The organism is Marinobacterium lutimaris (assembly GCF_900108065.1).
Taxonomy (GTDB): Bacteria; Pseudomonadota; Gammaproteobacteria; order Pseudomonadales; family Balneatricaceae; genus Marinobacterium_D; species Marinobacterium_D lutimaris.
On the sequence record NZ_FNVQ01000005.1, the window covers coordinates 393,626 to 406,665 of the forward strand.

Below are 13,040 nucleotides of genomic sequence, written 5' to 3' on the forward strand. Positions count from 1 at the left end.
ATCCATTGTCGCGGGCTTTATTACGAGATGTGATGCTCCCGTTCATCCACATCCTGACTGTTTTTGCCCGACAACCTGATCGAGAGCCGTTCAATGCCCAGTGATATTCCTGCCGATTCCATCGGCCTGGTGACCCCCGAGACCCTGCATTTCGACACCCCGCTGGCACTCAGCTGCGGCCGCGTGCTGGAAAGCTACGACCTGGTCATCGAAACCTACGGCAAGCTGAATGCCGATGCCTCCAACGCCGTGCTGATCTGCCATGCGCTGTCCGGCCACCACCATGCCGCCGGCTACCACAGCATGGAAGACCGCAAACCCGGCTGGTGGGATTCCGCCATCGGCCCCGGCAAGCCGATCGACACCAACCGTTTCTTTGTCGTCGCCCTCAACAACCTGGGCGGCTGTCATGGCTCCACCGGCCCGAAAAGCATCAACCCGGAAACCGGCAAGCCCTATGGCCCCGATTTCCCGATCTTCACCGTCAAGGACTGGGTTAACTCCCAGGTGCGCCTGGCGGATCGTCTCGGCGTTTCCCAGTGGGCCGCGGTCATCGGCGGCAGCCTCGGTGGCATGCAGGCGATGCAGTGGGCGATCGACTACCCGGACCGTCTGCGTAACTGCCTGATGATCGCTGCGGCGCCCAAGCTGTCGGCGCAGAACATCGCCTTCAACGAGGTCGCCCGCCAGGCAATCAGCAAGGATCCGATGTTCCACAGCGGCCACTACTACGAACACGGCGTGGTACCCAAAACCGGCCTGGCACTGGCGCGGATGGTCGGTCACATCACCTACCTGTCCGACGACGGCATGCGTGAGAAATTTGGCCGCGAGCTGCGCGCCGGCAAGCTCAGTTTCGACTTCAACAACCCTCAGTTCGAGGTGGAGTCTTACCTGCAGTACCAGGGCGAGCGCTTCTCCACCAGCTTCGACGCCAACACCTATCTGCTGATGACCAAGGCGCTAGACTATTTCGATCCGGCGGCGGAGTACGGCCACGATCTGGTGGCAGCGCTGAGTCACGCCACCTGTCGCTTCCTGGTGGTCTCGTTTACCACCGACTGGCGCTTCTCACCGGAGCGCTCCCGGGAAACCGTAGATGCCCTGGTGGCGGCACAGAAAGAGGTCAGCTATGCGGAGATCGAATCGGCCCACGGCCATGATGCTTTCCTGATCCCCAACCCGCGCTACATGGCGATTTTCGCCGCCTACATGAACCGGGTTGATGCCGAGAGCAAAGCGCTAGCGAACAAGGAGAGCAATCATGCGAGCTGATCTGGAAATTATTCAGGAGTGGATTCGCCCCGGCTCCCAGGTGCTTGACCTTGGCTGCGGCGATGGCGAACTGCTGGCCAACCTCAAGAGCCAGAAAAACGTCGGCGGCTACGGCCTGGAGATCGACCAGGACAACATCACCACCTGTATCGAAAAGGGTGTCAGCGTGGTCGAGCAGGATATCGACCGTGGCCTGGCCTCGATCCGTGACAGCAGCTTTGACACCGTGGTGATGACCCAGGCGCTGCAGACCATGCATCGCCCCGACCAGACCGTGGAAGAGATGCTGAGGATCGGCAAGGAGTGCATCGTCACCTTCCCGAACTTCGCCCACTGGCGCGCCCGCTTCTACCTGGCGTTCAGAGGCAGAATGCCGGTCTCCAAGTTCCTGCCCTATACTTGGTACAACACACCCAATATTCACTTTTGTACGTTCGACGATTTCGAGCGTCTGTGCGTGGAGCACAACATCCGGATCCTCGACCGTACCGTGGTCGACCACAAGCTGCGCGACCGCTGGTGGATCAGGCTCTGGCCGAACATGCTTGGTGAAATCGCCATCTATCGCATCACACGCTAACCTGGGCACCATTCAAGCTAACAAGGAGCATAGCCATGGCCCCGTTTCGTAATCTTTACCGCCTGCTCGGCGTGCTGACACTGGTGTTGACCGCTGGTATCGCCCAGGCCGAACAGAAGATCTCCGACGGCAAGTACGAGATCCATTACAACGCCTTCAACTCCAGCTTCATCACCCCAGAAGTGGCCCAGCAGTACAACATCACCCGCAGCCAATACCGCGCGCTGGTCAATGTGGCGGTGCTGCGACTGGAAGAGGATGGCAGCAAAACACCGGTTCGCGCGCAAGTCAGCGGTGAAGCCGCCAACCTGCTGCAGCAGGCGCAACAGCTGGAGTTCAAGCAGATCGACGAAGGCACGGCGCTGTACTACATCGGCAGTTTTCGCTTTACCGAGGATGAAAAGCTGACCATCAACCTCCAGGTTCAGCCGGACGCCAACGCCGATCCGTACGACATCCAATTCGAACAGACTTTCTACGTAGACTGAGGCCCCATGAGCAACCGCATCGTCCTCGCCAGCGGCAACCGCGGCAAACTGGAAGAGTTTAACCAGATTCTCGCGCCGCTGAATTTCAGTGCTGTGCCCCAGCACGACTTCTCGGTGCGGGATGTGGAGGAAACCGGCCTCAGCTTCGTCGAGAACGCGATTCTGAAGGCGCGCAACGCCTGCCGCGCCACCGGGCTGCCATCACTGGCCGATGATTCCGGCCTGGAAGTGGACGCCCTGCGTGGCGCGCCGGGCATCTACTCGGCCCGCTACGCCGGCGAAGGCGCCAGCGACGAGGAAAACAACCGCAAACTGCTCGCCGCGCTGGCCGACGTGCCGGATGGTGAGCGTACCGCCCGTTTCCAGTGCGTGCTGGTGTTCATGCGTCACGCCGAAGATCCGACACCGCTGATCTGCCAGGGCACCTGGGAAGGCTCCATTCTGCGTGAACCCCAGGGGCAGAATGGCTTCGGTTACGATCCCCTGTTTCTGGTACCGGAACTCGGCTGCGCCAGCGCTGAGCTGACACCGGAGCAGAAACATGAACGCAGCCACCGTGGTAAAGCGGTGCGCCAGCTGATCGCTTCCATCGCCCCCTACCTGGCGCAAGTGTAAAGCGATCTATGTCACTGCCGCCTCTGAGCCTCTACGTACACATCCCCTGGTGTGTACGTAAATGTCCCTACTGCGATTTTAATTCCCACGCCCAGCGCGACGAACTGCCGGAAACGGAGTATGTCGATGCGCTGCTGGCAGATCTCGATGCCGAGCTGGACGAAGTTCAGGGACGTCCGCTGCAGTCGATCTTTATCGGCGGCGGCACGCCCAGCCTGTTCAGCCCGGAGGCGATCGCCCGCCTGCTGCATGAGGTAGAGCAGCGCATCCCATTCGTGGACGCTATCGAGATCACCATGGAGGCCAACCCCGGCACCTTCGAGCAGGCGCGTTTTCGCGGTTACCGGGATGCCGGCGTCAACCGCCTGTCGATCGGGGTACAGAGCTTTAATACCGATTCACTCAAGGCCCTGGGCCGCATCCACAATGGCGATGAAGCGATCACCGCCGCCCGCTACGCGCGTGATCTTTTCCCGCGTCTGAACCTGGACCTGATGCACGGCCTGCCGGGCCAGAGCCCGGAGCAGGCGCTGGCCGATCTGCAGCAGGCGATCGACCTGAAGCCGGATCACCTCTCCTGGTACCAGCTCACCATCGAGCCCAACACCGAATTTCACGCCCGCCCGCCGCAACTGCCTGTGGACGAAGCGCTGTGGGAGATCCAGGAGCGCGGCCAGCAGCTTCTGGAACGGTCCGGCTATCACCAGTATGAGATCTCGGCCTACGCTCAGCAGGGCTGCCAGGCCCGTCATAACATCAACTACTGGCAGTTTGGGGACTACATCGGGATCGGCGCCGGTGCACACGGCAAGCTGACTCGCATGGAAGATGGCGAAATCCAGATCCTGCGCCACCACAAGATCCGCCAGCCCGCCGCTTACATGGATCCTGATCGTCGTCTGGGTGGAGAAAACCGGGTGGAAGATGAGGATCTCGGCTTCGAGTTTATGCTCAACGCCATGCGCCTCACCGACGGCGTCGATGCGAATCTGCTTATCGAACGTACGGGTATTGACTTGGTTAATTTTTCGCCAATAATACGCGAAGCTAAACACAAGGGATTGTTGGAAGATTGCGACACTAAGATTGTTCCTACACCCCAGGGACGTCTTTTCCTTAACGACCTGCTCACACTCTTCCTGCCAGGGTAAGGTTCACCCGCACTTAGCGCTGCACAACTAATATTAATAAAACTAGTTTGTCTGAGTGCTCTTACATGACCATCAAATCCAAACTGATCCTTCTAGTGGGATTGCTCGTGACCTCCCTGGCCGTGATGACGGCGATCCAGTACATCTCGACTCAGCTTCACGATGAGCTCACCGAGGTGCGCGAAGATGTCGATCACATCACCATCGACAAGCTGAAGCTGCTCAACACTGAAAAGGACTTTGTCAGCCGCGGCAAGCTGGAGCTTATCGAGACCTTCGGCAATCTGCAGACAAGCCTGTTCGAGGACCTCGCCGCCCTGCGCCAGCATATGGAGCATGTCGATATAGATACCCGGCATCTAGCAGCACTGGTGTCTGGCCTTGAAAGCTACAGCGCCCATTTTGCTGAGGTCGTTACCCTTAAAAAACAGATCGGTCTTGGTGAAGCAGAGGGACTGCAGGGCGAGCTGCGCTCCGCCATACACGACGTTGAAACCCGTCTTGCCAGCCTGGGCGAACAAGCGCTGCGTATCGAAATGCTGGAACTTCGCCGCACTGAGAAGGACTTTCTGATACGGCGCGACACCCAGTACCTGCAGCAGTGGCAGGAACAACAGTCTCAGCTGCTCAACGAACTGGCTGCCGCTACGCTGCCGGTCAGCGCGAAAGCGGCGCTGCGCAAAGATCTGGAGCAGTATCAGAGCGCCTTCATCGCACTGACAGAGGCACAGCAGAAACTGGGGTTGGATTATTCCCAGGGAATTCTGGGCGCGATGGAAACCGAGCTGAACGCCACCAGCGCGGTCCTCCATGAGATGCTCGTCCAGCTCGATACCGAATTCGCTGCTACCGAAAAACAGATCAAGACAGTCACCGCCATCTGCATTCTGATCATCCTGGTGCTGATTACCAGCCCCACGGTGCTGATCGGGCGCAGCATTATCAAACCGATCTCGGCCCTGGGTGCACTGATGCGTCGCTCACGGGATGAGAAAGACCTGACGCTGCGCTATGAGGCGCAATCAAAGGATGAGATCGGTGAGATGGCACGTGACTACAACGAGATGATGAGCGCCTTCCAGAGCCTGATCAATCATGTCATCGCGACCTCCGGCCAGCTGGCCAGCGCCGCTGAGGAGCTCTCCGCCAACACCGAGGAGACCGCCACAGGCCTGGCGCATCAACGCTCGGAAGTGATCCAGGTATCCGCCGCCATCCAGCAGATGGAAGCGGCGATGCAGGAGATCGCCAGCAACACCGAACAGACCGCCGGCGCAGCCATCGTTGCGGAAGATGGCGCCCGGGACAGCCGCACCCGCGTGGGCGCCAGCATTCAATCGTTGAACCAGATGGCCAGCAAAGCCCGGGAAACAGCGGACTCGGTGGCTCACCTGCGTGCCGATAGCGACGAGATCGGCACCATGCTCGATGTGATCAAGGATATCTCCGAACAGACCAATCTGCTCGCACTCAACGCCTCGATCGAAGCAGCAAGAGCGGGCGAGCACGGCCGCGGTTTTTCCGTTGTTGCCGATGAGGTGCGCGCTCTGGCGTCCCGTTCACGCCAGTCTGCGGCCAGAATCGAAGAGCTGGTCACCAAGCTGCATTCGCGCACCCGCAATGTCGGCGCTCTGATGGATGAAACCATGACCGAGAGCGAAGCCGGCGCCAGCCGCGCCGGTGAAACTGTCGCCGCGCTGGAAAGCGTCACCAGCAGCGCCCAAAGCATCGTCGATATGACATCCCAGGTCGCATCCGCCACCGAGGAGCAGGCTTCGGTGGCCGCTGAAATTACGCGGAACGTGGAATCGATCAGCATGATCATCGAACAGGCCAGCTCTCAGGTAGACCAGAACGCCGAGGCCAGCCTGATGGTCTCGGAGCAGGCACAGGCCCTGCAGATGGCGGTTTCCCAGTTCAAGGCAGCCTGACTCTGAAACCGGTCTGATGCAGCGGGAGATCAGCTCCCGCTGCCGAGCTTTAACCCCAGGCCGGTTTACTCGCCGTAGCGGTCACCAACGCAGGGCAGCCAAGGCTGCCAATCCCCTGCCACTCCTTTTTAAACCTCTTCGCACGCACTACCCTCAGGCTGAAGTTTTCTCCAGTTCGGCCGATAGCAATAAATACGACAAAAACACCCCGCAAGGATCCCCAGCCTTCACTACATTGAAAGAGGCAAACAGCGATCAGAGCAATCAGCTCTTTTAGTTCATGGATAGAACTGCATACCAATAACTATATCCATCCGTGAAGGAGTGTCCGCAACATGCTAACCATCAAATCCAAGCTAGCCATGCTGGGAGCGATCATCCTGGCCGGCATCCTCGGCTTTGTCGGTTTTCAATATTATTCGATAGGCCAACTGGACCAGTTACGGCAAACGGAGAACTCCCTCACCCGCCTCGATGGCAAAAAGCAGCAGATCCGCGGCTACGCCAAGGACTTCGTTCTATACGGCAAGCCGGAATCGGTCGAACAGTTCAACAAAGCCTTTGCCGAAGGCGGTGAGTCGGCAAAAACGCTTTTGGGCCAGCTGGAAAGCCTGGATATTGATGCCACCTCATTGACGACGCTGGTCTCTCACATGGAGAGATACAGAGAGCTGTTCATCGAGTCGGTAGGGCTGCGCACCCAGATCGGCCTGACACCCACCGACGGTCTGCGTGGTTCCCTGCGTGCCTCGATCCACGCTTTTGAAGAAGCGATCGACCGTTATAGCTCCCAGCAACTGATCGATATGCTGCAGCTGCGCCGCGCCGAGAAAGACTTCTTCCTGCGCATGGACCTGAGCTACCGGGACAAATGGCTTGCACAATACGATGAAACGCTGACCAACCTGGGTGCCTCCATGACGCTGACACCCCAGCAGCGCAGCAATCTGGAGGCCAAACTCGAAGCCTACCGCAAGGACTTCCTGGCGGTAACCGAAGCTTACGAGCAGCTGGGCCTGGCGCCTGATCAGGGGATCACCAAGGAGATCATCGCATCGGTGCTGGCCACCGACAGCAACTTTGCCGAGATGGACCGCCTGATCAAACAGGCGCTGCAGCAGCGCACCGCTACACTCAATACAATCATGGTGATCGCCGCGATCCTGTTCATCCTGGTGGCACTGGTGCCCACCTTCCTGATCGGACGCAGCATCGTGGTGCCGATCAAGGCGCTGGCGAAAACCATGCAGCAGGCGCAGGAGAATCGCGACCTGACCCTGCGCTACAGCCACGAACGCAAGGATGAGGTTGGCCAGATGGCCACCGACTTCAACCAGATGATGGACGCCTTCCAGAGCGTTATCGACCGTGTCGCCGGCACCTCCACCCAACTGGCGGCCGCAGCTGAAGAGCTCTCAGCCACCACCAAGGACACCACTAGGGGCCTAAACACCCAGCAGGCTGAAGTGATGCAGGTGGCCGCTGCGATCCAGGAGATGGAGAGCGCCATGCAGGAGATCGCCGGCAACACCGAGCGTACCGCCGCCACGGCACAGGACTCACTGGACGGTGCGGTAGACAGCAGCCACCGTGTCAGCCTGAATATGGAAGGCCTGCACAAGATGGCGCAGAAGGCGCGGGACACCGCTGATGTCGTGTCCCAGCTGCGCTCCGACAGCGACGAGATCGGCACCATGCTCGATGTGATCAAAGATATCGCCGAGCAGACCAACCTGCTGGCACTGAACGCCTCCATCGAGGCAGCCCGTGCCGGCGAGCAGGGTCGCGGTTTCTCAGTGGTAGCCGACGAGGTACGTAACCTGGCATCACGCTCGCAGCAGTCCGCCGAACAGATCGCCAAGCTGGTGATTCAGCTGCAGACCCGTACCCGTGATGTGGAAGTGCTGATGCAGGAAAGCGTCGAAGAGAGCGAACAGGGTGCCGCCAGCGCCAACGAAACCATCGAAGCACTGAACACCATCACCGAGGGCGCACGCAGCATCGTCGATATGACCACCCAGGTCGCCTCGGCCACCGAAGAGCAGGCCTCAGTGGCGGCGGAAGTGACCCGTAATGTGGAGGTGATCAGCTCGATCATTGAGCAGGCGGTGCATCAAACCGAGCAGAATGCCGAGGCAAGCCACTCGGTGTCTCAGCAGGCGCATGGGCTTGAGGATCTGATGTCGAGGTTTAAGCACTGAGGTCGTAAAGCAGGAGCAATTCAGGCGCGAAGGTAGGCGTCATTTGCATCTTCCTTCCTTTCTACGCCGGTTTCGCCTGCTGGCGAATTAGGGGCCTTGGACGGCCAAGGCCCCTAATGACCCGAAACCGCCCCTACGGCTTGATCGGCTACGCCGATTACCCTCCGCTTCTCGCCTGAAAGAGCGGGAAAGGAAACTCGCTTCGCTCAAACAGCCTTTCCCTTGTTTCTCTTTCAGCCTGCGATGCTCGGCTGCGCCGAAGGGGAATTGCTGCACTAAGACGGATTAGTGGCAATCGAACTCCGTTTTAGTCCTGTTTGTTTGAGAAAATCAAAGCGTAGCGCGATGCGTCGCCTTCTCTGCGATCCGTTTTACGGCAGCGGGGATCTGATCCAGTGAGGTCACTTTCTCGTCCGCTTGCGCCTCTTCCGGCCACTCCTGGCCCGGCAGGTTTACCCAGATGGTCCAGCAGCCCACGTCGCGGGCGGCCTTTACATCGTTGATCGGGTGATCGCCGATATGCACCACCTGTTCCGGCCGTAGCTTGGTATGTTCCAGCGCGCGCTCGAACATCAGCGGGTGCGGCTTTGCAGTCCCAACCTTGTCGGCGTTGTACTGGAAATCGAACAGCTCGCTGGCACCTGTCAGGCTCACGTCGGCGTTGCCGTTGCTGAGCGCGCCGATCACCAGCCCCTCGCTGCGCAGGATTTTAAGCATCTCCAACGCGTGTTCGAAAAACTCCACTTCGTGGCGGGCACGCATGAATGTCTCAAATGCTTTAACAGCCAATACCTCGGCGTCCTGCGCGCTATAACCGCTGCGCTCCAGCCCTTTCTCCAGCAGACGCAGGCGCACCAGTGACATGCTGTGGGCGATCTCCGGCTGCTCCGCCAGCAGTTCGTCGCGCAGTTTGGAGCCTTCGACCAGGTCCGCGGGCTGATGTAACCGGGTAAAGCTGCCGGCGTTATCTTCGAGCCACTGCCAGAGCGTTTGGTTGGCCAGACGGATGACCGGGTCAACCTCCCAGAGGGTATCGTCGAGATCGAAAGTGGCGCACTTCAGCATGTCCGGCTCCTGTTCATTGATTACAGCGGTTTACTGCTCTTTCTTGCGTTTGGCCCGGGGGTGGGAATGTTCATAGACCTCCATCAGATGCTGGAAGTCCAGATGAGTATAGATCTGGGTGGTGGCGATATCAGCGTGTCCAAGCAGCTCCTGCACCGCGCGCAGATCGGCGCTGGATTCCAGCATATGGCTGGCGAAGCTGTGTCTCAACCGATGCGGATAGACCCGTCCACTGACGCCGACGTGTTCGCCCTGGCGTTTCAGCCGCTGTTCGATGGCACGCACGCCCAGGCGGCGCCCCTGCTTGCCGACAAACAGGGCGCTCTCATCCAGCAGCGCGATGGCGTTACGCTCACGTATCCAGCGCTCAAGCGCCTCGACCGCCTTGCGGCCGATCGGCACTTCACGGGTTTTGTTGCCCTTGCCGGTCACCCTCAGGCTGCCATCGCGAAGATCCGGATCGATCAGGTCCAGCGATGCCAGTTCCGAAACACGCAGGCCCGAGGAGTAAAGCAGCTCCATCATCGCCAGGTCGCGGATCTCCAGGGGATCATCAGTGCGCTGATCCAGCAGTGTACCCAGCTGGTCCACATCCAGCGTCTGCGGCAAGCGACGCGACGCCTTGGGCGCCTGCACCGCCAGCGCCGGGTTCTGGGTCACCTCACCCTCACGGCTGAGATAACGGTAGAAACTGCGCACGGCGGAGAGCAGCCGCGCCAGCGAACGGCCGGAGAGGCCGTTGCCGTGGAGTTGTGCCACGGCACGACGCAGGCGGCGCTCATCGAGTGCGCGCCAGCCGGCCTGACCCAGCTCCTGAAGCTGCTCGTCGAGGCGTTCGAGATCGCGCTGGTAGTTTTTCAGGGTATGCGCGGAGAGCTGTCGCTCCCCTTCGAGGTAGCGCAGGAATGCCGCCAGCAGGCGCTCATCCCCGGCTTGCATCTCAGAGCTGGCCTTGCTGACGCAGGATGCGGGCCACGACGCGGCTCAGCACCTCACCCACATAGCTCAGGAACAGGGTGCCCTGGCTGCTCTGGAAGTAGTTGGCGTCATGGCTGCCGATGGCAAGCAGGCCCAGGGTCTCACCTTTGACCAGCGGCACCACGGCGGAGGACTGCACGCGAACCGATGCATCCTGGAACAGGAAGCGGTTCATCGCCTCGGACAGCTGGCCACAGCTGGGCAGGTTGGTGTCGATCAGCGGTTGCACGATGCTGCACTCACCGCGGGAGAGCACGCGCAGGTCGTTGGTATCCAGCGGGCTTTCGCTGAACAGCAGCAGGACGGTTTCATCACCGTAGAAATCACGGCAGAGGCTCTCTTCCACAGCCACGGCGACCTCGTCGAGCGTTTCCGCTTCCAGCAGGCCGAGCACCATGCGCTTGGTTTTCTCGAACTGGCCGTCGTTGAAACGCGCCGCATCGATCAGCTCGGACAGACGCCCGTGCAGCTGCTCGTTGCGCGAGCGCAGCAGCGAAGTCTGGCGCTCCACCAGGGACACCGCCGTGCCGCGCTGATGCGGCACATAGAGCTTCTCCAGCAGATGGGTGTGCTCGGTGAAAAAGTCCGGGTGCTGCTTCAGGTACTCGGCCACCTGCTCCGCACTGACGGCCTCGACTTCATTGCTGACCGGCTGTTCCGTTTCGCTCATAGGTAGATCTGCCCTTCAAAAACTGTGGTCGCAGGCCCGGTCATCATCACCGGCTGGCCCTCGCCCGCCCAGCTGATTTTCAGATCGCCGCCGGGCAGATGCACCAGCACCTGCTCATCCAGCAGACCACGCAAACGCCCGGCTACCACCGCCGCACAGGCGCCGGTGCCGCAGGCCTGGGTTTCGCCGGCGCCACGTTCGAACACGCGCAGACGGATCTCGTTGCGTGACACCACTTCCATAAAGCCGATATTGGCTTTCCGTGGAAAACGCGGATGCGCCTCCAGCGCAGGCCCCAGCGTTTCCACCGGCGCGCTGTCGACCGAATCGACCACCAGAACACCGTGGGGGTTACCCATGGAAATGGCGCTCAGCTCAACGCTGTCACCGTTCACGTCAACGCTGTAAATGGCGCTTTTTTCCGCCGCCTCGAACGGGATTTCCGCCGGTATCAGCTCCGGCGCACCCATATCGACTTCGACCTGCTTGTCTTCATGGATCTGCAGAATCGCCTCACCACGCGCGGTCTGCACGGCGATGCGATCACGCATGATCAGACGCTTGTCGCGAACAAAGCGGGCGAAGCAGCGCGCACCATTGCCGCAGTGCTCAACCTCGGACCCATCCGCATTGTAGATACGGTAGCGGAAGTCCATCTCTGGCCGCGTCGGCGGCTCCACCAGCAACAGCTGGTCGAAGCCGATGCCGAAATTACGGTCGGCCAGGCTACGCACCTGATCACTGCTCAGGCGGATACGCTGGGAGATCGCATCGATGACCATGAAGTCATTGCCGAGCCCGTGCATTTTGGTGAATCGCACCAGCATGATCAGGCATCCTTCGGCAGCAGGTGCTCGCCCCGCATCAGATCACTGACGCGCTCACGCTCGCGCACCACAACAAACTTGTTGTCATCGACAATCACCTCGGCCGGGCGGCCACGGGTGTTGTAGTTGGAGGCCATAACAAAGCCGTAGGCACCAGCCGAGCAGACCGCCAGCAGGTCGCCCGCAGCCAGGTTCAGGTCGCGGTCTTTGCCAAGGAAATCGCCGGTTTCGCAAACAGGGCCAACGAGATCCCAGATCTTGGTCTCGCCCTCTTCACGCAGCTCCACCGGTACGATCTCCTGGTAGGCGCCGTACAGGGACGGGCGTATCAGATCGTTCATGGCGCCATCGATAATGGCGAAGTTCTTCTCACCGGTCTGCTTGAGAAACTCAACGCGGGTCAGCATGACGCCAGCGTTGGCGGCGATGGAGCGGCCCGGCTCAAACACCAGACCCAGCTCGCGATCGCCAAGGCGCTCGCTGATCGCTGCGATATATTCGGCCGGAGTCGGCGGTACTTCGTCGGTGTAGCAGACCCCCAGGCCACCGCCGAGATCGAGGTGCTTCAGCTTGATGCCCTCGTCGGCGAGCTGATCGATCAGCACCAGCAGGCGATCCAGCGCATCCAGGAACGGGCTCAGCTCGGTAAGCTGGCTGCCGATATGGCAGTCGATACCCACCACTTCGACGTTTTCCAGCGCGGCGGCGCGACGATAAACATCCAGCGCGGAGTCGATATCGATACCGAACTTGTTCTCTTTCAGGCCGGTGGAGATGTACGGGTGCGTCTTGGCATCCACATCCGGATTGACGCGGAAGGAGATGCGCGCTGTCTGGCCCATTTCGCCGGCCACGGCGTTGACGCGATCCAGCTCGGCATCGGACTCCAGGTTGAAGCAGTGAATACCCACTTCCAGTGCACGTTTGATCTCATCGGCTTTTTTAGCAACGCCGGAGAAAACCACCTTGGCGGGATCACCGCCGGCGCGCAGCACACGCTCGAGCTCACCGAGGGAAACGATATCGAAGCCGGCACCTAGGCGCGCCAGGATATTCAGCACGCCGATATTGGAGTTGGCTTTCACCGCATAGCAGACCAGCGCATCACGACCTTTCAGCGCTTCGGCATAGGCCAGGTAAGCGCGCTCGATCGCATCACGGGAGTAAACGTAGGTCGGCGTACCCACTTCATTGGCGATGCGGCTTAACGGCACCTCTTCACAGTTCAGGCTGCCGTTCAGGTATTCAAAGTTGTCCAT

12 protein-coding genes are annotated in these 13,040 nt (G+C 60.1%); 7 read left to right on the forward strand and 5 right to left on the reverse strand.

Annotation, left to right across the window (positions count from 1 at the left end):
* Nucleotides 1-93 precede the first annotated feature (93 nt).
* The 7 genes from metX (at nucleotide 94) to C4S72_RS21195 (ending at nucleotide 8,241) form a co-directional block, all read left to right on the forward strand.
* Nucleotides 94-1,275, forward strand: coding sequence for a homoserine O-succinyltransferase MetX (metX, locus tag C4S72_RS21165; protein ID WP_104005172.1), 1,182 nt, complete (start codon nucleotides 94-96; stop codon nucleotides 1,273-1,275).
* Nucleotides 1,265-1,855, forward strand: a complete 591-nt coding sequence (gene metW / locus C4S72_RS21170; protein WP_104005173.1) for a methionine biosynthesis protein MetW — start codon at nucleotides 1,265-1,267, stop codon at nucleotides 1,853-1,855. The genes metX and metW overlap by 11 nt, the downstream gene beginning before the upstream one ends.
* A gap of 35 nt (nucleotides 1,856-1,890) precedes the next feature.
* Nucleotides 1,891-2,343, forward strand: coding sequence for a DUF4426 domain-containing protein (locus C4S72_RS21175; protein WP_104005174.1), 453 nt, complete (start codon nucleotides 1,891-1,893; stop codon nucleotides 2,341-2,343).
* A gap of 6 nt (nucleotides 2,344-2,349) precedes the next feature.
* A complete protein-coding gene (gene rdgB, locus C4S72_RS21180; protein ID WP_104005175.1) occupies nucleotides 2,350-2,958 on the forward strand; it encodes an RdgB/HAM1 family non-canonical purine NTP pyrophosphatase in 609 nt (202 codons plus the stop codon).
* A gap of 8 nt (nucleotides 2,959-2,966) precedes the next feature.
* Nucleotides 2,967-4,109 carry a radical SAM family heme chaperone HemW gene (gene hemW / locus C4S72_RS21185; RefSeq protein ID WP_104005176.1) on the forward strand — a complete coding sequence of 381 codons (1,143 nt, stop codon included), beginning with the start codon at nucleotides 2,967-2,969 and terminating at the stop codon, nucleotides 4,107-4,109.
* 65 nt (nucleotides 4,110-4,174) lie between these two features.
* Nucleotides 4,175-6,040 carry a methyl-accepting chemotaxis protein gene (locus C4S72_RS21190; protein WP_104005177.1) on the forward strand — a complete coding sequence of 622 codons (1,866 nt, stop codon included), beginning with the start codon at nucleotides 4,175-4,177 and terminating at the stop codon, nucleotides 6,038-6,040.
* Nucleotides 6,041-6,375: 335 nt separating this feature from the next.
* Nucleotides 6,376-8,241 carry a methyl-accepting chemotaxis protein gene (locus tag C4S72_RS21195; RefSeq protein ID WP_104005178.1) on the forward strand — a complete coding sequence of 622 codons (1,866 nt, stop codon included), beginning with the start codon at nucleotides 6,376-6,378 and terminating at the stop codon, nucleotides 8,239-8,241.
* 330 nt (nucleotides 8,242-8,571) lie between these two features.
* On the opposite strand, the gene C4S72_RS21200 is transcribed toward C4S72_RS21195, so the two are convergent.
* From C4S72_RS21200 to lysA, 5 genes are read right to left on the reverse strand one after another with little or no spacing between them, the layout of a single operon-like run.
* Nucleotides 8,572-9,306: an HAD family hydrolase gene (locus tag C4S72_RS21200; protein WP_104005179.1), complete on the reverse strand. Its 735-nt coding sequence runs from the start codon at nucleotides 9,304-9,306 to the stop codon at nucleotides 8,572-8,574.
* Between the two features lie 30 nt (nucleotides 9,307-9,336).
* Entirely contained in the window at nucleotides 9,337-10,245 is a 909-nt protein-coding gene (gene xerC, locus C4S72_RS21205; protein WP_104005180.1) for a tyrosine recombinase XerC, read from the reverse strand.
* 1 nt (nucleotide 10,246) lies between these two features.
* Nucleotides 10,247-10,954: a DUF484 family protein gene (locus C4S72_RS21210; RefSeq protein ID WP_104005181.1), complete on the reverse strand. Its 708-nt coding sequence runs from the start codon at nucleotides 10,952-10,954 to the stop codon at nucleotides 10,247-10,249.
* Nucleotides 10,951-11,781, reverse strand: a complete 831-nt coding sequence (gene dapF, locus C4S72_RS21215; RefSeq protein ID WP_104005182.1) for a diaminopimelate epimerase — start codon at nucleotides 11,779-11,781, stop codon at nucleotides 10,951-10,953. Before dapF ends, C4S72_RS21210 begins: the two co-directional genes overlap by 4 nt.
* Before the next feature lie 2 nt (nucleotides 11,782-11,783).
* Nucleotides 11,784-13,040, reverse strand: coding sequence for a diaminopimelate decarboxylase (gene lysA / locus C4S72_RS21220; protein ID WP_104005183.1), 1,257 nt, complete (start codon nucleotides 13,038-13,040; stop codon nucleotides 11,784-11,786).